Source organism: Streptomonospora halophila, from assembly GCF_039542725.1.
GTDB classification, from domain to species: domain Bacteria; phylum Actinomycetota; class Actinomycetes; order Streptosporangiales; family Streptosporangiaceae; genus Streptomonospora; species Streptomonospora halophila.
Window position 1 is genome coordinate 1 of the sequence record NZ_BAABIK010000026.1, and the last position, 21,623, is coordinate 21,623.

Consider the following 21,623-nt stretch of genomic DNA (forward strand, 5'->3'; position numbering starts at 1 on the left):
GCGCCCTTCGCCATGCCCGCAGCCGGTTCGGGAAACTCCCATCAACGATCTAGCGGCGGCGGGCTTGGACGGTGTAGAACGCGGGCGAGCACGCGAGGAAGTCCGGGTGCGCCAGCAGGCGGCGCACCCGCTCCAGCTCCTCCTCGGTCATGCCGGCCTCCAGCAGCGCTCCGCGCAGGTGGCGGGTGTGGTGCGCCTGCAGGCGCGCGCCCGGCGACCCGGCGCACCACACCGACACGTGCGGCCGCGGGTCGACGTCGGCGAACCCCGCCCGGCGCAGCGCCGCAGCGGCGTGCGCGCCCCACGCGGGATCGGCCCCCGACGCCGTGAGCGCGCGGAGCTTGGCCCGCTGGAAGCGCGCGTACAGCCGTGCCCCCGCCGCGTCGGGCATCGCCAACCCCGGCGCGTGGCTGGCGTCGAGCTCGTCCAGCTGCAGCCACCCGCCCGGGCGCAGCGTGCGCAGCAGCCGGGCCAGGACGGCGTCGCGCTCGGGCAGGTGCATCAGCACCAGCCGCGCGTGGACCAGGTCGAAGGCGCTCTCGGGCAAGCGCTCGCGCACGACGTCGTGGCGCACCACCCGCATGCCCGGCTCGCGCGGGATGCGCTCGGGCTTGATGTCGGTGACCACCACCGCGCCCTGCGGCGCCACGCGCCGGGCCAGCCACCGGCCCACGCTGCCGCCTCCGCCGCCGACCTCCAGGCAACGCCAGCCGGGGCCCGCACCCGTCCGGGCGAGGGCCTGCGTGGTGGCGGCATCGTAGGCCGCCGCCAGGCAGTCGTGCTGCTCGACGGCGTGGTCGCTGTCGTTGTCGAACAGGTACCCCGTGGGCCCCGGCCGCCCCGCCGCCTCCGGCTCCGCCGCCGCGGGGGCCCTCTCGTTCGCGTCGACCGCGTCGACCGCGTCCGTGGCGTCCGCCATGTCCTCCCCCTGTCCTCCGCCCGGTGTCCCGCGCCTACCTGCCGTGCCGGGCCGCGGCCGCGGGTGCCGGCCCGGGACCGGGCGCGGGCGCCCGGTCGCCGAGGGACGCCGCCCACTCCGCCAGCGTGCGGTGGCAGACCTTGCCGGTGGCTCCCAGCGGCAGTTCGCTCAGCCGCAGCAGCGCCTCCGGCAGCTTCATGCGCTCCAGCCCGGCGCCGTCTTCCAGGAACGCCCTCAGCTCGGCCAGCGCGATCGGCTCCGCGCCCGCGCGCTGCACCACGCACGCGCACAGCCGCTCGCCCAGGTCCTCGTCGGGCACCCCCACGCACACCGCCTCGGCGACGGCCGGATGCGCTGCGACGTGCCGCTCGACCTCGCGCGGGCTGACGGAGTAGCCGCCGCGCTTGACGACGCGCTTGAGCCGGTCGATCACCCGCAGGGCGCCGTCGTCCTCGAACCTGCCACGGTCGCCGCTGCGCACCCAGCCGTCCTGCGACCGGTAGCGCGCGTCCAACTCGGGTGCGTTGACATAGCACAGCGGGCTCATCGGCCCCCGCGCCCAGATCTCGCCCTCGCCGCCGGGCGCGGCGTCGAGTCCGTCGGAGGCCACGATGCGGATCTCGGCCGCGGCCGGGTCCGGGGGCCCGGTCACCCCGCCCGGCCGCGCGCCGGCGCCGTGGGGGGTGTGGCAGTTCATGCCGTCCGCGGAGCCGTAGACGGTGAGCACCGGGCGGCGGAACCTGGCGCGCGCGGCGTCGAGGACCCCGGCCTCCAGGATCGCCGAGCTGGTCACGACGGTGCGCAGCGACGACGTGTCCTCGTCGGGGCGGTGCGGCCGGGCCGCCATCCGGCGCAGCATGGTGGGCACCGCGAACAGGTGGGTGGGCCGGTGCTCGGCCGTCGCCCGCAGGGCGGCGGCGGGGTCGAACCTCTCCAGCACGATCAGCGTGCCGCCCAGTCCCGCGAGGGTCACCGGGACGCCGAGCGATCCGTAGGAGGAGGCCAGCGGCACCAGCACCAGATTGCGCATGGGCACCGAGCCGTCGTGCAGCGCGGCGACGTAGTTGGCGCGCCCGCCGGCGAACGCGTTGTGGGAGTAGGCGATCATCTTCGGTTCGGACTCCGAACCGGAGGTCACCAGGATGCGCGCCGGCGACTCGGGCGGGGCCGCGGCCCCGGGCCCGTCGAACCCCGCCCCGCCGTCGGCGGCGGCCGCGTCCAGCGGCACGGCTCCGGCGCGCGGGTCGGGGCCCGCGCCCAGGGAGAACACCGCGGCCAGATGCGGCAGCTCCGGCCGCAGCCGCGCCAGCTCGGTGAGCGGGTCGGTGCGCCCGGTGGCGTCGCCCGCGATCACCGCGCTCGCCCGCGAGCGGCGCAGCAGCGCCGAGATCCCCGCGCGCCCGCGCATGGCGGGATAGGGCAGCGACACCGCGCCGATCGCTGCGACCGCCAGCTCGGCGGCCGCGGCCCGCCAGCCGTCGGAGATCTGGAGCGCGACGATGTCGCCCGGTCCGAACCCGGCCTCCGACAGGGCAGCGGCGAGGCCGCGCACGCGCGCGTCCAGGGCGGAGTAGTCGAGCGCGCCCTCGGCGTCGACGACGGCGTCGCGGTGCGGGTGCTCGCGCACACGGTGGCGGAAGAGCGTGTAGAGGTCGGTGTCGGGGCAGTACCCCTGCTCCACCCACGCGCGGCGCAGGCGCGAGGGTACGAGGTCGGTGAGCACGATCCCGTTGTTCGACGTCCAGGCAGCGTTCACGGTGAGAACTCCCAGGGTGAGCGGACGAATGCGGCGCCGGCGGCCTCGACGGCGGCGCCGAACCGGGGGTCGGCGGCCAGCTCAGCCAGGTCGGTGCACACGGGGGTGGCGTCCAGCCCGGCGGCGCGCAGCCGCCCGGCCAGTTCGGCCGCCGGGTAGGCGCGGCAGTGCGCGGCGAGGGCCGCCCGGACGTCGCCGGCCGGCGCGGCCGCGCCCAGAGCGCGGGCGACCCGGTCGGGTGCGCCGCGAGCGCGCGACCCGAGCGCGAGCCGGCCGTCGCGTGCGGGCAGCGGATCGTGCAGCGGTCCCCGCAGCGGGCGCCGGTCGGCGCGGCCGTGCACGTCCGCGCCCGCTCCGGCCGCCGCGGCCGAGCCGGTGAGCACGGTCGCGGCGTCGTAGAGGGAGGAGTCGACCCGGGCGCCGCCGGCTCCGCGGCACCGCGCCAGCAGTCCGGCGAGGATCCCCTCCGCGCTGATCAGGCCGCCCAGTACGTCGGTCAGCGTCATCAGCGACGGCGCGGGGGGCTCGCCCCGCGGGCGCACCAGCGCGCCGACCCCGCTGTGTGCCTGCACCAGGAAGTCGGTGCCCAGCGGCCGCGCTCCGCCCATCGCGGAGCCCGCTCCCTCGGCGCGGCCCCAGCCCGAGGCGCAGGCGTAGACCAGGTCGGGGCGCACCGCGTGCAGGTCGGCGGCGTCCAGCCCGAAGGCGGCGGCCTTTCCCGGCGCCCAGTTGTGCAGGAAGACGTCGGCCCCGGCCACGAGCTCGCACACCTCGCGCCGGCCCGCCGGGGACTTGATGTCGATCTCGACGACCCGCTTGCCGCGGTTCAGCGCGAGGAACCGGGCCGAGCACCGGCCGACCGTCGGCGGCATCCAGCGCAGCGGGTCGCCGCCGGGCGGCTCGATGCGCACGACCTCGGCGCCGAGCAGCCGCAGCACGTGGCCCGCCAGCGGTCCCTGGACGCGTCGCGCGGACTCCACGACGACCAGTCCCTTCAGCGGCGATGCGGTTCCGGGGCCGCGGGCCCCGGGAACCGGCTCCGGCGTCCCCGCCCGCGGAGCGGCGGACAGCCGCCACGGGGCGCGGTCGGCGCGGACGGCGGTCGAAGTGTCGGCGCCGCGGACCCGCACGAGGCTGATCCCCGCCGCCTGGGCCGCGTCGGCGATCGCCCGGAAGACGTGCGCTGCGGCCGCGGCCTGCAGCTCCGGCGGCAGCGGGCAGGCGGCTGCGGCGTAGCGGTGCAGGAAGGGGCGCCATCCGCGGGCGAGCGCGCTTTGGTCGGCGCCCAGCAGCGCCCAGAAGCGCTGCCAGGTCTCGGCGTCGAACGTCTCGATCTCGAAGCGCACGCCGTCGGCCGAGTCGAACGGCGGGCCGCCGTGCCGGGGCTCTTCCGGCCGCCCGGCCTCCGGCGCGGTCGCCGCCGCCAGGTACTGGCCGACGCTGAGCAGCGCCGCCTGGGCGACCGAGGTGCGCACACCGGCGGCGCCGGAGCCGCGCAACCGGCCGATGGCGGCGGCGAGCAGGCCGTGGACGGCCAGGACGCCGCCGACCGCGGAGGCGTAGTCCAGCCCGAGCGGACGCGGCTCCCCCACCGCGCGCCCGTGGACGTGCATGATCCCGCAGGCGGCCTGAACGGCGGTCTCGTCGCCGAGGGGTAGGCCGAGGGGACCGGCCCAGCCGATGTCGCAGCCGATACGCCCGCCGGGCACGCCGACCGCCAGGCGACCCGCCGGCGCGTCCGGCGGTGCGCCCTCGGGCGGGGCGCCGCCCGGCTCCGCGGAGGAGTCGGCCCCGAGCATCCGCAGGTGGGCCTCGGCGACGCGCGCCGCGACGGAGTCCCCTGCGCGTTCCACGGTGAGACCCGCCAGCGGCGCCGCCGTGTCGCCGGCGGCGACGCCCGCATCGGACAGCGTCATCGCACTCCCCCGTTTCCGTCGTCCCGGCCGCACCGGAGCCGCTGTGTGCCGCGCCTTCGCCCGGCCGACCGCTCCCGCCCGCCGGAGCCGCCGAGCGGGCGGCCGTGTGCGCAAGGCGGGCACGCCGGGCGCGGGCGCCCCTGCGGCGGCCGGGCACAGCCGAGACCGGCCGGAGGGGTCCGCCGCGCGCCGCACCTCCGCCGGAGCCCTGCGGCCGCCCGGGCGGCGGCGGGCCCGCCGCCGATCACGGGCATCGGTCCGCGGCCGCTGCGCGGGTCCGCTCCGCGGCTCACTGCTCGGCCGAGGCGGAGCCGGCGACGCGCGGACGCGGGATGCGGCGGGCGGTGCCCAGCAGGCGGGCGCGGAGTTCGAGGCGGCGGACCTTGCCGGTTCCGGTGCGGGGGAGGTCGTCCCAGACCGCCACCAGGGGATCGGCCAACCGCGGAAGGTCGGACGTGGCCCGGCGCCAGACGCCGGGGTGGAGCCGGCCCGACTCGGTGACCACGACCGGCAGCGGCGGGCCCTCCCGCGGGCGCAGGACGACGCACTCCAGCACCTCGGGAATCCGGTCGTCGACGACGTCCTCGATCTCCATGCAGCTCATCCGCTCCACGGCGTCGACCTCGCGGTCCAGCACCCGCACCGACCCGCTCCGGGTCACCTCGCCGATGTCCTCGGTGTTCCACCAGCCGCCCAGCTCCTTGGCGGCCCAGCGCTCGGGCTCGCCCACGTACCCGTGGCCCAGCGCCTTCGTGCGGGCCAGGATGAGCCCCGGGCGGCCCCGCGGCTGCGGGCGCAGGGTGGCGGGGTCGACGACGCGCAGCCTGGTCCGGCCCGGAACCGGGCGGCCGAGGTCGCGGGTGGTGGGGCGGCGCTCCCCGACACCGGCCAGCGCTTTGCGGGTCAGGAACCGGAAGGTGAGCGGCCCGGTCTCGCTCTGGCCCCAGCCCTGCAGCCAGACGGGGCGGCGCCGGGCGCTGGCGGCGAGGAAGCCGCGCACGGCGGGCGGGTGAACGGCGTCGAAGGTGCTGATGTAGAGCCGGACCCGGCGGAACACGTTGCCGGCGCCCTGCGCGCGGGCCAGCGGCTGCCAGCGAACGTAGGTGGCCGGCAGCGCCTCCAGCGTGGTGGGCGGGTGCTCGCGCAGGAACGGCTCGGCGCTCTCCGGCGCGTGGTCGGCCACGAGCGCGACCGCGCGCGGGCGCAGCCAGAACACGCTCGCCGTCCAGGCGAACGCGCGGCCGTGCACGAAGGACGTGGCCGAGGCGACCGTGTCGTCGGGGCGGCTGCTGAGCACCGGCCAGCGGTGTGCCTCGAAGCCGATGAGGCGGCGCACGATCGTCCGCGTGGAGTGCACCACCAGCTTCGGGGTACCGGTGGTGCCGGAGGTGTGCACGATGATCAGCGGTTCGTCGTCGCGCCGCCGCTGCGGCGCGGGGGCCCGGTGGCCGCGGGCGTCGGCCAGCGGTACCGCGCCGGGCAGCGCCTCGCGGCTGCCGTCGAGCAGCAGCCGGCGGCGGGCGGGCGGGTCGACGCCGGCGGCGCGCAGGCGCTCGGCCGTGGCGCCGTCGAGGGCCAGCACCTCGGGGCGCAGCCGCGCCAGCATCGTGCCCAGGGTGGGCGGGGCGATGTGCGCGGAGATGGGGGCGGGCACCGCGCCCAGGCGGATGGCCGCCATCGCCAGTAGCACGATGTCCCAGTGGTTGCGCTTGACGAGCGCGACCCGGTCACCGGGGCCCGCCCCCGCCGCCGCCAGCCAGCCGGCGGCGTCCTCGACCAGCGCGGCCAGGTCGGCGACGCCCAGCTCGACGGCGGCGCCGGGGTGGACGTCCAGCGGGCGGCTGAGGTAGGCGGTGGTGGGGCTGCGCCGGTCGGCGAGCGTGTCGAACAGCGTGGCGACGTCGAGCCGTTTCATCGGTTGTCCTTCCCGGGGACTGGACTGACTCGGTGGGCGGGGCACCGTTCGGCGGCGTCGGCGAGGACGCGGGAGGCGGCGACGTGCGCGGAGGCGACCGCGCCCTCGCTGCAGGGACGCAGCTCCACCCAGTCGCCGGCGTAGTCGATCGCGCGGGCGGGGCGCGCGCGGAACGCCGCGCGGGCGCGCAGCGCCGCGGGCGCGGCCTCCGGCAGCCCGTGGGGGAAGCGGTGGACGTGGACGCGGCCGACCATGCCGCGCAGTCCCGGCAGGTAGCGCTCGGCCCGCTCGGCGAGCGCCGCTGTGATCTCGGCGTCGCTCGCGCCGATGAGCGAGGCGGTGGCGGGCGGCGTGCTTATCAGCGAGACCAGGCCGCGCCCGGCGGGCGCGCGGTCGGGATGCTTGTTGTGGTCGAGGGTGACGACGTTGATCAGGTCGTCCTCGGTGGAGGGGACGAGGACGGCGAATCCGCGCATGCCCGCGGCCGCGGAGGGCCGGCGCTCCAGCTCCAGGCTCACGCGCAGCATCGGCGCGAAGGAGCACGCGGCGAGGAAGTCGCGCTCCTCCGCAGGCGCGCCGGGGTGCAGTCCTCCGGCGAGCGGCGCGGGTACCGCGAGCACCGCCGAGCGCGCCGTGACCGCGGTGTCGTCGAGAGTGAGGCGCGCGCCGCAGGGGGCCGCGGCGACCTCGTGCACCACACGGCCGGTTGAGACCTCCAGGCCCGCGGCGAGCCTGCGGGCGAGGGTGTCCATGCCGCCCCGGTAGGTGCGCCAGTGCGCGGTGCTGCCGGTTGACCGCAGGTGGGCGAGCAGCGGCGCGGCGGCGGAGCGCTCCGGGCGCCAGCCGAAGAACCCCGCCGCGAGCGGGTGGAGGAACCCCTCGCGCAGCTCAGGGCTGTGGCGCTCGGCGAACTCCTCCAGGGTGCCGGCCGCCTGGTCGCCGGCGCCGCCGGCCAGGAGCCGCACGAGCTCCACGCGGGCGCGCGCGGAGAGCCCGGCGCCGGTGAGCAGACCGAGCGGGCGCCCCGCGTTGGGGCGGGCGCGCCCGTCGCGCCAGAGGGACAGGGCGCCGGGCACGCGCGGGACGTCGGCCGCGGCCAGGCCCAGTTCGCGGATCAGCGCCCAGGTGGCGGGGTAGCCGGCGGACGGGATCATCTCGGCGCCGGTGTCGACGGTCCATCCGCCGCGGCGCAGGGTGCGCATCCGCCCGCCGACGGAGTCGGCCGCCTCGAACACGTGGACCTCGCGGCCCGCCCGGCGCAGGAAGTGGGCCGTCGCCAGGCCCCCGATCCCGGCCCCCACGACCGCGGCGTCGATGTCGGGGGGTGGGGCCGTCATCGCGGCCCGCCCGCGCGCCGGCGGCCCGCCCCCGCCCGGCGGCGCGGGGTCACAGGGATGCCCCCGGGACGAGGGGGTGCGCCAGGTTGACCGCGATCAGCAGGGCGACGGCCACGCGGTGGATCCTGATGCCCAGGTTCCGGGCGCGCAGGATGTCGCCGCGGACGAAGCCGATGGTCCACTGGAGGGCGCGCAGGGCGACGACGGGCGACAGGGCCAAAGCGAACCAGGGCGCGACGCCCGCGACCGCGGCCCCGACGATGATGGCCGCCTCGGCCGCGGAGACCGCCGCGACGAAGGCGGCGTTGCCGCGCGGCGAGGTCAGCACCGCGACGGTGGGGCGGTGTACCCGGGCGTCGCCGGGGATGTCGTTGGTGTTGGAGTAGACCCCGAACAGCAGGGGGCCCAGTCCGAAGAGCACACCCTGGACGAGCACGAACGCGTCGAGCGTGCCGGAGAGCAGGCCGTAGGGTCCGGCCAGCAGGCCCACGCCCAGCGCGACCAGGAAGACCTCCTGCCAGCCGTGGTAGCTGAGCTTGAGGCCCCAGGAGTACTGGGCCGAGCACACCAGGCACAGCGCGAGCGCGCCGACGGCCCACAGCGGGCTGTGCGGCGCGACGGCGACCGCCGCGCCCCAGATCAGCGCCGTCGCGGCGGCCGCCGCCCAGCCGAAGCGGATGGCCTCGGCCTCGCTGAGCGTGCCGGCGATCAGCGGTTTGCGGACGAGCTTGCGGCGGGGGGCGTCGGGGCCGTAGTTGGCGGCGTCGCTGCCGTCACGCAGCCCGGTGACGTCGTCGAACGAGGTCATGACCGCGACCATGCACAGTTCGCCCGCCAGCAGCAGCACCAGCGCGGCGAGCACGGCGGGGTCGGTGCGCTCGACGGGGGCCAGCAGGCTCCACGCCACCAGCAGGCCGAGGTAGTAGTCGATGATGTCGAGCTTGGCCAGACGGGCGTAGGCGCCGGCCTTGGCCGGCAGGGCGGGACGCTGGAGGGGGCGGGGGGCGGCGGTCCGCGGGGGGTCCTCGGGTGCCATCGGGTCCTCCTAGAGTGCTCGTCGGCTCGGAACGAGGGGGACGCTCCCGCCGTGGCGGGTGTAGGCGCACACGGAGTCGGCGATGTGCTCGACCTGGGAGTCGCTCAGGTGCGGGTAGAGCGGGAGGGACAGGTTGCGCCGGGCGGCGGATTCGGCGTTGGGCCAGGCGGCGCCCGGCGGCGCGTAGGGGGCGAAGGCGGGCTGGCGCGGCAGCGGGCGCGGGTAGTAGACGTGGCTGCCGACGCCGTCGCGGGCCAGGTGGGCCTTGAGGTCGTCGCGGTGCTCGGCCAGCAGCGTGTAGACGTAGTAGCAGCGGCCTTCGCGGCCGGGCGGGGGCGCGACCACGCCGCGGTCGGCGAGGTCGGCGAAGCGGTCGGTGTAGTAGTCGGCGATCCGCGCGCGGCGCTCCAGGCGGTCGGCGAGCCCGGGCAGCCGGTGCAGCTGGAACGCGGCGAGGACCTCGTCGAAGCGGCTGTTGAAGCCCACGCGGTGGTGCAGGAATCGGCGGGCGCCGTCCTGGCCGTGGTTGCGCAGCATCCGCACGGCCCGGCCGAGGCCGGGGTCGCCGGTAACCACGGCTCCGCCCTCGCCCGCGGTGCCGAACGTCTTGACCTGGACGAACGAGAACACCCCGGCTTCGCCCCACAGGCCCGCCGGGCGGCCGGCCAGTACTCCCCCCTGGGCAACCGCGGAGTCCTCGACCAGGCGCAGCCCGCGGTTGCGGGCGATCTCGGCGAAGCGCGGCATGTCGGCCATCACCGAGAACATGTGCGCGGGCATCAGGGCGCGGGTGCGGCCGGTGACGGCGGCCTCGGCGGACGCGGGATCGGCGACCAGGGTCCGGGGGTCGATGTCGGCGAAGACCGGGACCGCGCCGAGCCCGCAGACCGCGGCGGCCAGCGGCGCGCAGCCGAAGGCGGGCACGACGACCTCGTCGCCGGGCTCGACGTCCATCGCCGCCAGCACCAGGCTCAGCGCGCTGGTGCCGCTGGAGCAGGCGACGGCGTCGGCCGCACCCAGCCGCCGGCGCAGGGCGTCCTCGAACGCGGCGGTGCGCCGGCCGAGGATGAACCGCTGGTCGGGGTCGGTGCCCACCGCGTGCAGGGCCTCCAGCAGCTCCGCCCGGTCGGCCTCGAACAGGTCGGGCGGAAAGAACGGGATCACGCCGGCTCCCTTCCGGTGTAGAAGCGGGTGATGAGCGCGCAGACCCGGTCGACCGCGTCCAGGGTGAGGTCGGGGTAGAGCGGAAGCGCGAGCGCGCGGGCGCAGGCGGCCTCGGCGTTGGGGAAGTCGCCGGGGCGGTGGCCGAGGTCGGCGAAGCAGGGCTGCAGGTGCAGCGGCACCGGGTAGTAGGTCTCGGTGCCCACGCCGTGGTCGGCCAGGTGGGCGGCCAGCTCGTCGCGGCGCTCGAACTCGGCCAGGTAGACGTAGTAGACGGGGTCGACGGCCGCCGGGCGCGGCACCGGAGCGGGCAGGCGGACGACGCCGGGCACGCCGCGCAGCCGCTCGGTGTAGGCGGCGGCCAGTTCGGCGCGGCGCCGGATGCCGCCCCCCAGGTCGGGCAGCTTGGCCAGCAGCACCGCCGCCTGCAGGTCGTCCATCTTGCTGTTATGGCCGGGCAGGCTGGTGGTCGTGGAGATGCGGGAGAACGCGTCGAGGGTGTCGCCGCGCCGCCCGTGGTGGCGCAGGGCGGCGGTGGTGCGGGCGGTCTCGGCGTCGTCGGTGATGACCGCGCCCGCGTCGCCGACGGCGCCGAGCGTCTTGGCGGGGAAGAAGGAGAGCACGCCGCCGGCGCCGAGCAGGCCGGCGTGGGTCCCGTTCCAGCGCATGCCGATGGCCTCGGCGCTGTCCTCGACGACGGTGAGCCCGCGACGGGCCGCGAGCGCGCCCAGCTCCGCCATGTCGGCCATCTGGCAGAACAGGTGCACCGGCATCAGCGCGCGGGTGCGGTCGGTGACGGCGGCCCCGGCGGAGGCGGGGTCCATCGCGTAGCTGACGGGGTCGATGTCGGCGAAGACCGGCCGGCCGCGGGCCAGCGCGACGGCCGATGCGGAGGCGATGAAACTGAAGGCCGGCACCACGACCTCGTCGCCCGGGCGCAGGCCGACGGCGCGCAGCAGCAGCACCAGCGCGTCGGTGGCGGAGTTGACGCCGACGACGTGGCCGGCGCCGGTCCACTCGGCGAGCGCGGCCTCCAGTTCGGCGACCTTGCCGCCGTGCGAGAACTTGCCGTTGTCGAGCACCTCGCAGCAGTGGCGGCGGATGTCGGGCCACAGGCGCGCGAACGTGTCGCGCTGGGTGAAGAACGGTACCGGTGACGGTTCCGCGGCGGTCTGCGGGACATGATCGGCCACCGCTGCGGAAACCGCTGAAACGGCGTCCGAAAACTCGCGTTCCATACATCACCTAGGTCGAATATCGGGGGGCCGGCGAAACAACTCGAACGACGGGGGGCACCGTTTTCGACTGCCGGTTTTCCAAGGCGGACCCGATTATGCCCGGGCCGCGGCGAATCTAACCGGGAAATCCGGAAACCCGTCCACCGGACTGCGGGCCGCGGGGCCGGCAGGGCGACGAGGCGCCGTGAAGGCGGCTCCCGGAAGGGCTATTTCCCCTCAATACGACACAGGACTGACAGAAACCGCACTTCCCCGCGCTTACCACCATATCCGAGAAGCAATTGCACGGATTCAATCGCGCCCGGTCCACTCGGCTCGAATAACGCCGGATAGCGGTTGACAAGCGCGGCGCCGCGGCACGAATCTGGACCCGTTCACGAAACCGCCATTGCACGCCGCACCGAAAAACCCGCCCCGCCTCCGCACGCGGAAATCGACCGGTTCGCATTTCCCGGTGCGCCGGAAGCGGCCGTGTACGCCCACCCGCACCCGAAGCACAATTCGCAGATCACCCAGCTCGAGAAGGGATGATGTGGCCGCCATGCTGCAGACGCTCGTCGTGGGGCTGGGCCGCGCGGGACGCGGCCTGCACCTCCCGGCGCTGGCGCGGGCCAGGTCCCTGGCCGGCCGGCGCCCCGTCTTCGCCCCCCGGCCCGTCCTCTGCTTCGACCCGCTCGGCCGCCCCGACCCCCCGCCCCCGGGGACGCAGCCGGTCGCGTCCCTGCGCGCGGCCGCCGACACCGCCGAGGCCGCGGACACCGTCGTCCACCTGTGCACCCCGCCCGGCACGCGCATCCGGTTGCTGGAGGAGCTCGCCGGCCTCGGCTACCGCCGCATCCTCGTCGAGAAGCCGCTGGCCGCCGACGAACGCGAACTGGAGGCCGTGGTGGCGCTGCGCCGCCGCTTCGACCTGCACCTGGCCGTGGTCGCCCAGTGGCTGACCAGCGCGCTCACCCACCGCCTGCGAGCCGCCGTCCGCGAGGGCCGGCTGCACGGGCTCAGTCCGCACGGCGACGGCGCTCCGGTTCCGCCGCCCGAGCTCGGCGGCCTGCGCAGCGTGTCCGTCGTCCAGCGCAAGCCGCGGTTCGTGCGCTCTCTGACCAGCCGCGCCCACCCGACCGTCTTCGACGTCGAGCTGCCCCACTCGGTGGGGGTCGCGCTGGCCCTGGCCGGCGGCGCCCGCGTCGCGTCGGCCAGCTGGAGCGACATGGCGCTGGGCAACGTCGAGGTCCCCCGCCTCGGCCAGGCGGGCCTGGTGCTGCAGCACGACTCCGGCGCCGCCACCGAGATCTTCTCCGACCTGACCGCACCCACCCGCGAACGCCGCATCACCCTGGAGTTCGAGCGCGGCACGCTGGTCGGCCACTACCCCTGCAGCGAGGACGACGACACCTCCCAGCTTCGGGCCGCCACCGAGGACGGCTCGCTGCACCTGGTCTTCCACGACGACGCGCTGGCCGACTTCGTCCTGGGCGCCTACGAGCACTTCGCCGGGCTGCGCAGACCGCCCGTCGAGGACGCCTTCGGCCTGCAGGTCCGCGCGGTGCGCCTGCTCTCGGCCGCGAAGGCGATGTGCGCCGAACGGGCGGCCGCGGGGCCCGGCTCGCCTGTGCGCGCCGGGGAGAGGATCCGCCATGCCGACCCCGCCTGATCTCCGGCCCGGCTCCGCTCCGCCCTCCTCCGCCGGTCCGCCCGGGCCCGCGCCCGGCATCGTGTTCGCCGGCATCGGCGACGAGGCCGGCAGCGGCCTGCGCGACCAGCTTTCCGCGCTCGACCGCCTCGGCTGGCGCTGCCTGGAGCTGCGCAGCGTCGGCGGGCGGGCCGTCGCCGACCTCGACGAGCGCGCCTTCGCCGGGATCGCCGCCGAGCTGGAGGTGCGCGGCGTCGCCGTCTGCTGCCTGGACTCCCGCATCGGCGACTGGGCGCGGCCCGTCACCGCCGACTTCGACGCCGACCTGCGCGAGCTGGAGGTCCTCGCCGGGCGCTGCGCCGCGCTGGGCGCCGGCGCGATCCGCATCATGACCTACCCGAACGACGGCCTCGCCGAGCCCGAGTGGCGCCGCCGCGCGGTGGAGCGGGTGCGCCGCCTGTGCGCCGTCGCCGAGAGCCGCGGAGTCCTGCTGCTGGCCGAGAACTGCGCCGGGTGGGCCGCCGACCGCGCCGAGCGGATGCTCGACCTGCTCGACGCCGCCGCCAGCCCCGCTCTGGGCCTGCTGTTCGACACCGGCAACGGCGTCGCGCACGGCTACGACTCCCCCGCCCTGCTCGCCGACATCGCCGACCGCGTGGCGCACGTGCACGTCAAGGACGCGCTGCCCGCGGCCGGGGGCGGCGAGCCCGTCTACACCGCGCCCGGCGAGGGCCGGGCCGGCGTCGCCGAGTGCCTGCGCATGCTGGTGGAGCGCGGTTACCGGGGTGTCTGGTCCATCGAGCCGCACCTGGCGCTGCGCCCGCATCTGGGCCGCGCGGCGGGGTCGGGCGACCCCGACGGATTCGTCGCCGCGGGCGAGGCGCTGCGCCGCCTCGCCGCGGAGGTCGCGGCCGCGGCGGCGGGCACAGAGGCGACCGGCGCGGGGACGCCGCGGTGAGCCCGGCGCCCCTGTCGGAGGCCGACCGCCGGCTGCTGCTGCGCCTGCTGGAACTGCCCACCGCCGGACTGCTGGAGACCGGCCCCGGAGCCGCACCGCCCCGGTTGCGCGAGGCCCAGGACGCCTACGCGCGCGCCGCCGCCGCCCTGGGCTTCGCCGCCGTACACCACGCGGCCCCGGACCCGGCCCGGGTGGACCGCGCCGACGTCCCCCTGGCCGTGCGCGAGGCCGCGGCCGAGAACCCCGGGTTCCTGGCCGCCGAGCCCAGCCTGGTGCTGCGGCTGGGCCCGCCGCGCCCGCGCGCCGCGACCGCCATGTTCAACGTCCACCTCGACACGGTCTCCGGCTGGGAGCCGCCGCGATTCGACGGCGAGAGCTTCCACGGACGCGGCGCCGTCGACGCCAAGGGCCCGGCCGTGGCGCTGCTCGCGGGCGTCCGCGCGGCGCTGCGCGCCGAGCCCTCCATCGGCACCGGCTCCGGGATCGGCGTGCTGATCCAGGCGGTCGCCGGGGAGGAGGGCGGCGCCATGGGCACCTTCGGCACGCGCCCGCTGGTCGAGCAGGGCCACGTCGGCCGGCTGAACCTGTTCTGCGAACCGACCGGCCTGCGCTACCTGCCGCGATCCACCGCCGCCATGACCGCCCGCGTGCGGGTCGCCGGGCGCGACTCCGTCGACGACCGCCCCGGCGGCGGCCACAACGCCACGGTGCTGCTGGGCTTCCTCGCCCAGCACCTGGCCGCGTCCCTGGCGGAGCGGGCGGGCGAGACCGAGCCGGTGTGCGTGGCGGGGCTGTGCACCGGCACGCGGCACAACCGGGTCTACGGCAGCGGCGACCTGCTGCTCAACCTGCCCTACGCCGGCACCGAGGCCGGGCGGCGGCTGGGCGCGGCGGTCGCGGCGGCCCTGGACGGCGGGCTCGACGCGTTCGCGGCGCGCTTCGCGCAGGCGCCCGGGTTCGCGCTGACGGCCGCCGAGGCACGGCAGGTCACCCACCTGGAGTGGCTCAAGAGCGGCCTGCCCACCCTCGACTGCCGCGACCCCTGGATGCACCGCCTGCTGGGCGAGCGCGCGGGTCTGGCGCTCTGGCCCCCCGACGAGCAGGCGTTCACCTGCGACGCGGTGTGGATGGACGGTGTTCCCGGGACCGCCGCGGCGGTGCTGGGGCCCGGCGACCTGGCCGCCAACAACGCCCACGCCGACGGCGAGTTCGCCCGCCTGGCCGAGCTCGAAGGCTTCGCCGAGGCGGTCGCGCGCGTCCTCACGGCCTTCGCCCGCGAGTACCGGCCCGATCCGCGGGCCTGCGCCCCGCCGGCCCCGCCGTCCCGGACGGGAGACCGCTCCGCATGATCGGCCGCGGTCCCCCAGCGCCCCCGGCGCCGGGCGCTTCGACCGCCCCCCGCCCGCGACCGGGGGGCGGTCCTTCCGCCGGCACCGGTCCGGCGGCCCCTCCCGCGGCGGGCCGCCGGACCGGTGCCGGACCTGCCGAGGGACGCAATCCCAGTACACGACGAGGAGAGGAAGGCGGTACCCACCGTGGTAGCCCCAGACACGCAGCAGTCCCCGGCCGCGGGGGCGGCGGGAGCCGGCACCCCGGCTCCCCCCGCCCCCGTTCCGGAACCGGGCGCCCCGCCTGAGCCGCACGGCGGCGGCCAGCACGTCTTCGCCGCCGATCTTCTCGCCTTCACCGAGCGCCTGTTCGCCGCGCACGGCCTGCCGTTCGAGCGCGCCCGGGCCGCCGCCGAGGCCCTGTGCTACGGCGACCTGTGCGGCCACCCTTCCCATGGGCTGGCCAACCTCGCGCGCATCTACCTGCCCGCGCTCGCCGACGGCCGCGTGGACCCCCGGGCGCGGCCGCGCACCCTGGCCGACAACGGCGCGTCCCTGCTGATCGACGCCTGCCGCGCGCCGGGCCTGTGGCAGGCGGGCGCGGCCGTGGACACGGCTGTGCAGCGGGCGCGGGAGTACGGGGTCGGACTGGTGTCGGTGCGCGGCGCCACCCACTTCGGCTGCGCCGGCCACCATGCGGCGCGCGCCGCCGAGCGCGGCATGATCGGCGTCGTCGCGGCCAACTGCGGCCGCCAGCGCATCGCTCCGCCGCCCGGTGGGCTGGCTCCGCTGCTGGGCACCAACCCGCTCAGCGTCGCCGCGCCCGCTCTGCCCGGTCACCCGTTCGTGCTGGACATGAGCACGACCGGGGCTCCCACGGGCCGCGTGCGCGAGGCCGCGCGGGCGGGGCGCAGCGTCCCCGCCGGCTGGCTGGCGGACTCCGCCGGCGAGACCGTCACCGACCCCGCGGCCTTCGACCGCGGCGACGCGCACCTGCTGTGGCTGGGCGCGGGCGCCTCGGCCCGCTCCGGCGGCGCGTACAAGGGGTTCGGACTGGCGCTGGCCGTGGAGGTGCTGGCGGCGCTGCTGCCCGGCGCGGGCCTCGGCCCCGTGCAGGCGGACCGGAGGGGCGACGGCCGCAGCGACGACGACATCGGCTTCCTCGCTGCGGCCGTCGCCCCGGACCGGTTGCGCGAAGGCTTCGGGGCCGATGCCGGCGACCTGTTCTCAGCGGTGCTGGCAGCGCCGCCGGCCGACGCCGAGTCGCCGGTGTGCTACCCGGGCTGGCACGAGGCCGAGTCGGCGCTGCGCCACCGCCGCGACGGCGTCCGGCTGCCGTCCGCGCTCCTGCGCGAACTCGCCGAGGCCGCCGAGGCCGCGGGGGTCGCGGCGCCGCCTGTCGTCGGAGGGCGCTGATGCCCGAGACCCCCCTGCGCGTCGGCGTCATCGGTCTGGGCGCCATCTCCCGCTTCTACCTGGCCGCGCTGGAGAGCATGCCGTCGCTGCGGCTGGCGGCGGTGTGCGACCGCCGCCCCGAGGCGCTCGCCGCGCCGCGCGGCCGCGTCCGCTGCTACCCGGACCACCGCGAGATGCTCTCCAGCGGCGGGCTCGACGCGGCGGTGGTCAGTGCGCCCAACCACATGCACGCCCCCCTGTGCCGCGACGTGCTGGCCGCCGGCGTGCCGGTCTGCGTGGAGAAGCCACTGGCCCTCCTGCCATCCGACGGCGAGGCGCTGCGGGCCGAGGCCCGGCTGCGCGGTGTCACGCTGTTCACCGCCTTCCACCGGCGCTACAACCGCGCCGTGCGCGCCCTCGCCGAACGGCTGCCCGAGGGGGTGCCGGTGGCCGAGGTGCGTGTGCGCTACCTGGAGCGGATCGAGGACCACATCGGCCGCGATTCCTGGTACCTGGACACGGACCGCAGCGGCGGGGGATGTGTGGCGGACAACGGCCCCAACGCCTTCGACCTGGCACGGATGCTGCTGGGTGAGCTTTCGGTGGCCGAGGCGCACATCGCCCGCGACCGCGAGGCGGTCGACCGGCGAGCCGCGGTCCGGCTGATCTCCGCAGACGGCGCCACCGCGGCGGTGGAGCTGGACTGGTCCTACGACGGCGAGCTCAAGGACGTCTGGGTGCGGCTGGCCGACGGGAGGACCGACTCCGCCGACATGCTGGGCGGCTTCCCGGGCTTCAAGGACTCGCTGTGGCACGAGTACCGGGGCGTGCTGGGCGACTTCGAGAGCCGTCTGCGCAGCCCCGGCACGCGGGACGACGACGGCGGGCCGGCGGCGCTCGCCCTCGTGGACGCCGCCTACCGGTCCGAGTGCCGGGCGCGGCCCGGAGGGGAGCCGGTGCCCGAGGGCACCGCACACGACGCGGAAGGAGCGGGCCGGTGATCGGGGAGGACGGGCCCAAGCGGGCGGTCACGGGCACGGTGGTCAAGGTGCTGATCCATCGGCGCGAGGAGCGCGGGATGGAGCTGCTGGCGTTCGCCGGCCGGTGTGTGCGGGCGGGCGAGGTGCACGAGCTGGTCGCCACCGACCACGCGGAGACGGCGGCGGGGTCGCGGATCGACCGCGTCGCGTTCCTCGGCTTCGCCGAGATGGAGTGCGCGGGCGTCGTCGACCGCGGTGACGAGCTGCGGGTGAACGGGCGCGTGGTCGGTACCGTGCTGGGGTTCGACGGGTGCCACTTCCCCAACCACTACAACATCCTCGTGCACACCCGCTCCCCGCTGACGGGCGACGAACTGGGGCTGCGGCCGGAGGACCGGGTCGAGTTCGCGCCCGCGTCCCGGACCGGGGGGCCGACCGCCGCGGCGGCGGGGGCGGGCCGAGCGGGCTGAGCGGGAGCCTTCGAAAGCGGCACCGGCACCGGCTCCGGTGCCGGAGCGGCGCCGGTGCCGCTCCGGCGGATCGGACGGATCGGAGGGATCCGGTCGGACACCGCATCGCCGCCGGGCGTGCCCGAGGGGATCGGGGCACGCCCGGCGGCAGGAACCGGGGCCGCCCACACCCCCTGTGCTGTGGGCGGCCCAGGCACAGCTGACCGGTTACCGGCCGAGGAGCGGGACGTCGGCGCGCCCCAGGTGGTAGTCGCGCACGGCGGCCATGAGCTCGTCGACGGTCAGATAGCCGTTGCTGTTGGTGTCGACGCTGCGGAAGACGGCCTGGGGGTCGCCGGCCACGCCGACCGCGTCGAGCCAGCGCGCGAACTCGTCGGGGCTGACCCGGCCGTCGCCGTCCTGGTCGAGGAGGTCCACGATCGCCCTGATGGTCGGACGCAGCACGCGGCTGAAGCCTTCGTCGCCCTGGCTGATGATCTCGGCCTCGGCGACCTCCGCGAACTCGTCGGCGTTGAGCGAGGTCTTGCCGGCCTTGCTCGACAGGTAGTCCCACATCTGCGTGTAGGCGTCGAAGACCGCGCGGCCGCGGGGAGTGGTGTCGTCCTCACCGAGGTTGCGCATGATCTCGCGCGCCTCGGCCTCGAAGTCGGAGCGGTCGATGGTTCCGTCGCCGTTGTTGTCCCAGTGCGCGAACCGCTCGTTCAGCCGCTCGCGCTCTTTCACGCCGTTCGCCATAATCGACCCTTCATATAAATGAACGATGGACACGCGGAGGTGCCGTGCAACCGGCAGGCGAAGCTTCGCAAGAAATACATTACCACCGCGCGTGCCGCCGCATAAAGAAAATCCGGCGTCGAATAAGGGGAGATCTTTCGCGCGCATCCGGCGCCTTCGACGGCACCACCGATATTTCGGAACAAATCACAGGAAAAGCTCCGTCGATTCGCCGCGTTCGCTCGGGTATGCCGCGGTTGGCCGCTGAGCCGGAAATTCGCCGCATGTCCGTCTTCGCGTGCCCCTGGAAAACGGCCGACGCTTTCCCTTTTCCCTGTTTCACTGTTCAGGAGGCCCGAAATTCGGGTAGCGGACTCCCGCATCCTTTTTCACCGTGATCGGGCGCCGAAGTCCCACCACGCGTCCGAGCACGCGCGAACCGCACCGCAGGACGCCGCCGGGAATGGCCTGCAGCGCCCCGTCGGCCGCGGCACGACGATGCGGAGCCTCCTGGTCGTGTGCGCCGGGCGCGGCGAGCGGCGGCGCGCGAGCCCGTCCGCCGAGCGCCGACGGTGCCGGGGCGGAGCCCCCTGCCGGCGCGTGCTGAATCAGAGCTGCTCGCGCACGCCGGCTTCGCGCTCGATGCTGCCCAACTGGGAGCCGAGGTTGCCCCGCATCGATGCCCGGCTGCCGCCCCGGCGGAACACGGGCAGGATCGTGCGCTTGCTGATGTCCTCGATGAGCAGCGCGAGCGCACCGTAGAGGGCCAGCACGCTCAACGCGACCCCCGCTGTTCCGGAGATCGTCGCCCATATCGGCGCCCCGGTCAGCTCGTAGCCGGCGGTCAGCGCGAAGCGCGCCGAGGCCGCCAGCAGCACGGCCGCGGCCAGCAGCTTGCCCGTCGCCGCACCCGCTGCGGGCACGAGCAGGCCCACCGAAACCGCCAGCATCAGCACACCGAGCGTGGGAACGGCGATCACGCCCGGCGGGGAGGTCAGCGAGACCACCGCGGTGGACAGCCAGGTACCGCCCAGCATTCCCATTCCGGTCCCGACCACGATGTCGCGGCCCAGGAAGCCGAAAACACAGCCGAGCAGCTGCAGCGGGAAGGCGAAGGCGATCAGCACCAGGGACACGTGGTCCCGCTCGCTTGCGGGCAGCCAGCCCAGTTGGAGCGAGCTGAGCATCAGGGTGGCCACCGCCAGCGCCATGAAGCCCACCGGTGCGGGGCTGGCGATGGGGCGCAGGCCGATACGCACGGCCGGCCGGTCCGGATCGGTCCCTTCGTCCGACGCGCTCTCGGGAGCGGGTCCGGTCACGGTGGCTCCTCGGCGACTCGCTTCCGCGCCGGACGCCGCGTGTCGCCGGCGCGGCCCGGCCGGCGGCCCGGTCACCGCACCCGGAGACCCTCGGGGTGGGGACGCGCGCTGCGCGGGCCGCCGCCCGCGTGCCGCCGCGGCTCGGGCGGCCGAAGCGGCGTGAACCGAGCCGCACTGCCTACCCGGGCACCGTAGCGCGCGGCCGCCGCGCCGATCGCGGCGGCCTCCGCACGGCGCCGGCCCGGCAGTCCGTGGGGGAGCCGGGGGCCGCCTGCGCCGACCGCCTCTTCGGACAAGGCGGCCGACGCCTGCCGCCGGTCAGCCGATGCGGTCGGCCATCTGCGGCTCGGTCTCCTGCCCGGCGGTGAACGCCTCACGGCAGACGCGCTCCACCGCCTTGCCCAGATGCCCGATGACCTCGTCGGACACGGGGTTGTGCCCCACCGGGGAGCCCAGCAGCGTTGAGGCGCCCACCGACGCGGCGTCGGCGCCGAGGTCGAACGCGGAGGTCGGCACCTCGACCATGTCGGCGAACCGGTCGGACAGCGCTTGGCGCAGGAACGCCGGTACCGCGCCCTCCAAGCCCGGCGGCATGTAGGACTCGTACAGGTCGATGCACTCCCGGGTGAGCAGGATGCCCTCCTCGCTGGAGGCCCACTCGTGCTCGCGCCCCTCGTGCCAGAGGTCGGCGGCACGCGTGTGGGAGCTCATCGCCTCGTGGATGTAGGTGTCGGGAACCCCGAGGAAGTGGGCGACGATCGCCCAGGCGTACATGAACCCCTCGGCCTCGTCGCGATCCACCGTCAGCCCGATGTTCTCCATGCCGTCGAGCACGCCCACCGAGAACACCAGCGCCGCTCCGGCCGTGTAGAGCTGGGAGACGGGCATGCCCATCGCCTCGTAGTCCCACTCGCCCGAGCGGCGGTGCAGCTCCCGGATCGCCGCGTGCACCAGCCTCACCTTCTGGCAGGTCGGCACGAGCTTCGAGTGCTCGGTGAAAGCGTCGGAGTCGCCCATGCCCATGAAGATCCGCGTCGACTGGGAGAGCCGTCGGTGCGGCTGGTGGGAGAGCCGGTGGGTGGAGTGCAGCGTGTAGGCGCCCACCGGCGAGAGGTAGGTGCCCACGAGCCCCACTGTCGCCTGCATCGCCGAGGCGGCCATGTGGTGGTGTCGGAAGAATGAGGCGGTGTCGCGCAGGCGCGAGTCCTCCACCCAGTCGGGGAAGGCGCGCGTGGACTCGAAGAACTCGCGCAGCGCGCCGGGGGTCTGCCCCGGGATCGGGGAATCGGCCGCGCCGATCTCGCGGAAGAGGTTGTTGACGCTGTTGATCCGGCCTTCGTCCAGCAGTTCCCTGACGACCTCATCGGCGAGGGGGTCGCCCAGGTCGCGCAGTTCGGCGGCGAAGCCGGTGTAATCCATGGCCATGCGGAGGCCTCCTGTGCACGCGGTCAAGGGTCCGTCGGCGCGCGGTCGCGGCCCCGTGTCCGCGGCGCAGTGCCGCTGCTGGGGGGACGTTGCGACGCATTCGGGAACTCTCCGAATCCGTGCGGT

17 protein-coding genes are annotated in these 21,623 nt (G+C 76.1%); 6 read left to right on the forward strand and 11 right to left on the reverse strand.

Features of this window, described 5'->3' with window-relative positions; all coding sequences use genetic code 11:
- Positions 1-49: 49 nt before the first annotated feature.
- The 8 genes from ABEA15_RS19680 to ABEA15_RS19715 all read right to left on the reverse strand — a co-directional run bounded on the left by ABEA15_RS19680 (position 50) and on the right by ABEA15_RS19715 (position 11,233).
- Entirely contained in the window at positions 50-919 is an 870-nt protein-coding gene (locus tag ABEA15_RS19680; protein WP_345558114.1) for a class I SAM-dependent methyltransferase, read from the reverse strand.
- A gap of 34 nt (positions 920-953) precedes the next feature.
- Entirely contained in the window at positions 954-2,675 is a 1,722-nt protein-coding gene (locus tag ABEA15_RS19685; RefSeq protein WP_345558116.1) for a class I adenylate-forming enzyme family protein, read from the reverse strand.
- Positions 2,672-4,591, reverse strand: coding sequence for a CoA transferase (locus ABEA15_RS19690; RefSeq protein ID WP_345558118.1), 1,920 nt, complete (start codon positions 4,589-4,591; stop codon positions 2,672-2,674). The genes ABEA15_RS19685 and ABEA15_RS19690 overlap by 4 nt, the downstream gene beginning before the upstream one ends.
- Before the next feature lie 289 nt (positions 4,592-4,880).
- Entirely contained in the window at positions 4,881-6,506 is a 1,626-nt protein-coding gene (locus ABEA15_RS19695) for an AMP-binding protein (protein ID WP_344142071.1), read from the reverse strand.
- Positions 6,503-7,843, reverse strand: coding sequence for a protoporphyrinogen/coproporphyrinogen oxidase (locus ABEA15_RS19700; protein ID WP_345558120.1), 1,341 nt, complete (start codon positions 7,841-7,843; stop codon positions 6,503-6,505). The genes ABEA15_RS19695 and ABEA15_RS19700 overlap by 4 nt, the downstream gene beginning before the upstream one ends.
- A 49-nt stretch (positions 7,844-7,892) precedes the next feature.
- A complete protein-coding gene (locus ABEA15_RS19705; protein ID WP_345558122.1) occupies positions 7,893-8,879 on the reverse strand; it encodes a UbiA family prenyltransferase in 987 nt (328 codons plus the stop codon).
- A gap of 9 nt (positions 8,880-8,888) precedes the next feature.
- Positions 8,889-10,043, reverse strand: a complete 1,155-nt coding sequence (locus tag ABEA15_RS19710) for a DegT/DnrJ/EryC1/StrS family aminotransferase (protein ID WP_345558124.1) — start codon at positions 10,041-10,043, stop codon at positions 8,889-8,891.
- Positions 10,040-11,233: a DegT/DnrJ/EryC1/StrS family aminotransferase gene (locus tag ABEA15_RS19715; RefSeq protein WP_345558126.1), complete on the reverse strand. Its 1,194-nt coding sequence runs from the start codon at positions 11,231-11,233 to the stop codon at positions 10,040-10,042. Before ABEA15_RS19715 ends, ABEA15_RS19710 begins: the two co-directional genes overlap by 4 nt.
- A gap of 586 nt (positions 11,234-11,819) precedes the next feature.
- Between ABEA15_RS19715 and ABEA15_RS19720 the strand changes: the two genes are divergently transcribed.
- The 6 genes from ABEA15_RS19720 to ABEA15_RS19745 all read left to right on the forward strand — a co-directional run bounded on the left by ABEA15_RS19720 (position 11,820) and on the right by ABEA15_RS19745 (position 18,039).
- Positions 11,820-12,929, forward strand: a complete 1,110-nt coding sequence (locus ABEA15_RS19720; protein WP_345558128.1) for a Gfo/Idh/MocA family oxidoreductase — start codon at positions 11,820-11,822, stop codon at positions 12,927-12,929.
- Positions 12,913-13,866, forward strand: coding sequence for a sugar phosphate isomerase/epimerase family protein (locus ABEA15_RS19725; protein WP_345558129.1), 954 nt, complete (start codon positions 12,913-12,915; stop codon positions 13,864-13,866). Before ABEA15_RS19720 ends, ABEA15_RS19725 begins: the two co-directional genes overlap by 17 nt.
- The gene (locus ABEA15_RS19730; RefSeq protein WP_344142082.1) at positions 13,863-15,215 is read left to right on the forward strand and encodes a M20/M25/M40 family metallo-hydrolase; all 1,353 of its coding nucleotides are present in this window, start codon (positions 13,863-13,865) and stop codon (positions 15,213-15,215) included. Before ABEA15_RS19725 ends, ABEA15_RS19730 begins: the two co-directional genes overlap by 4 nt.
- Positions 15,216-15,401: 186 nt before the next feature.
- Complete coding sequence (locus ABEA15_RS19735) at positions 15,402-16,610, forward strand: Ldh family oxidoreductase (protein ID WP_345558131.1); 1,209 nt, start codon at positions 15,402-15,404, stop codon at positions 16,608-16,610.
- Positions 16,610-17,590, forward strand: coding sequence for a Gfo/Idh/MocA family protein (locus ABEA15_RS19740; RefSeq protein ID WP_345558133.1), 981 nt, complete (start codon positions 16,610-16,612; stop codon positions 17,588-17,590). The genes ABEA15_RS19735 and ABEA15_RS19740 overlap by 1 nt, the downstream gene beginning before the upstream one ends.
- A complete protein-coding gene (locus ABEA15_RS19745) occupies positions 17,587-18,039 on the forward strand; it encodes a DUF6917 domain-containing protein (protein ID WP_344142086.1) in 453 nt (150 codons plus the stop codon). The genes ABEA15_RS19740 and ABEA15_RS19745 overlap by 4 nt, the downstream gene beginning before the upstream one ends.
- Before the next feature lie 207 nt (positions 18,040-18,246).
- Here ABEA15_RS19745 and ABEA15_RS19750 read toward each other — a convergent pair whose 3' ends face one another.
- From ABEA15_RS19750 to ABEA15_RS19760, 3 genes are all read right to left on the reverse strand, one after another.
- Positions 18,247-18,774, reverse strand: a complete 528-nt coding sequence (locus ABEA15_RS19750; RefSeq protein ID WP_344142087.1) for an EF-hand domain-containing protein — start codon at positions 18,772-18,774, stop codon at positions 18,247-18,249.
- A 587-nt stretch (positions 18,775-19,361) separates the two neighbouring features.
- Complete coding sequence (locus tag ABEA15_RS19755; RefSeq protein ID WP_344142089.1) at positions 19,362-20,072, reverse strand: acetate uptake transporter family protein; 711 nt, start codon at positions 20,070-20,072, stop codon at positions 19,362-19,364.
- Positions 20,073-20,390: 318 nt separating this feature from the next.
- Positions 20,391-21,497 (reverse strand): oxygenase MpaB family protein, encoded by a 1,107-nt coding sequence (locus ABEA15_RS19760; protein ID WP_345558134.1) that lies wholly within the window; start codon positions 21,495-21,497, stop codon positions 20,391-20,393.
- Positions 21,498-21,623 lie beyond the last annotated feature (126 nt).

What these genes read in the sequence shown, in the direction of transcription:
- ABEA15_RS19690 (WP_345558118.1), bottom strand. Translation starts at nt 4,591, where the DNA reads ATGACGCTGTCCGATGCGGGCGTCGCCGCCGGCGACACGGCGGCGCCG.
- ABEA15_RS19700 (WP_345558120.1), bottom strand. Translation starts at nt 7,843, where the DNA reads ATGACGGCCCCACCCCCCGACATCGACGCCGCGGTCGTGGGGGCCGGG.
- ABEA15_RS19705 (WP_345558122.1), bottom strand. Translation starts at nt 8,879, where the DNA reads ATGGCACCCGAGGACCCCCCGCGGACCGCCGCCCCCCGCCCCCTCCAG.
- ABEA15_RS19750 (WP_344142087.1), bottom strand. Translation starts at nt 18,774, where the DNA reads ATGGCGAACGGCGTGAAAGAGCGCGAGCGGCTGAACGAGCGGTTCGCG.
- ABEA15_RS19740 (WP_345558133.1), top strand. Translation starts at nt 16,610, where the DNA reads ATGCCCGAGACCCCCCTGCGCGTCGGCGTCATCGGTCTGGGCGCCATC.
- ABEA15_RS19720 (WP_345558128.1), top strand. Translation starts at nt 11,820, where the DNA reads ATGCTGCAGACGCTCGTCGTGGGGCTGGGCCGCGCGGGACGCGGCCTG.
- ABEA15_RS19725 (WP_345558129.1), top strand. Translation starts at nt 12,913, where the DNA reads ATGCCGACCCCGCCTGATCTCCGGCCCGGCTCCGCTCCGCCCTCCTCC.
- ABEA15_RS19695 (WP_344142071.1), bottom strand. Translation starts at nt 6,506, where the DNA reads ATGAAACGGCTCGACGTCGCCACGCTGTTCGACACGCTCGCCGACCGG.
- ABEA15_RS19760 (WP_345558134.1), bottom strand. Translation starts at nt 21,497, where the DNA reads ATGGCCATGGATTACACCGGCTTCGCCGCCGAACTGCGCGACCTGGGC.
- ABEA15_RS19680 (WP_345558114.1), bottom strand. Translation starts at nt 919, where the DNA reads ATGGCGGACGCCACGGACGCGGTCGACGCGGTCGACGCGAACGAGAGG.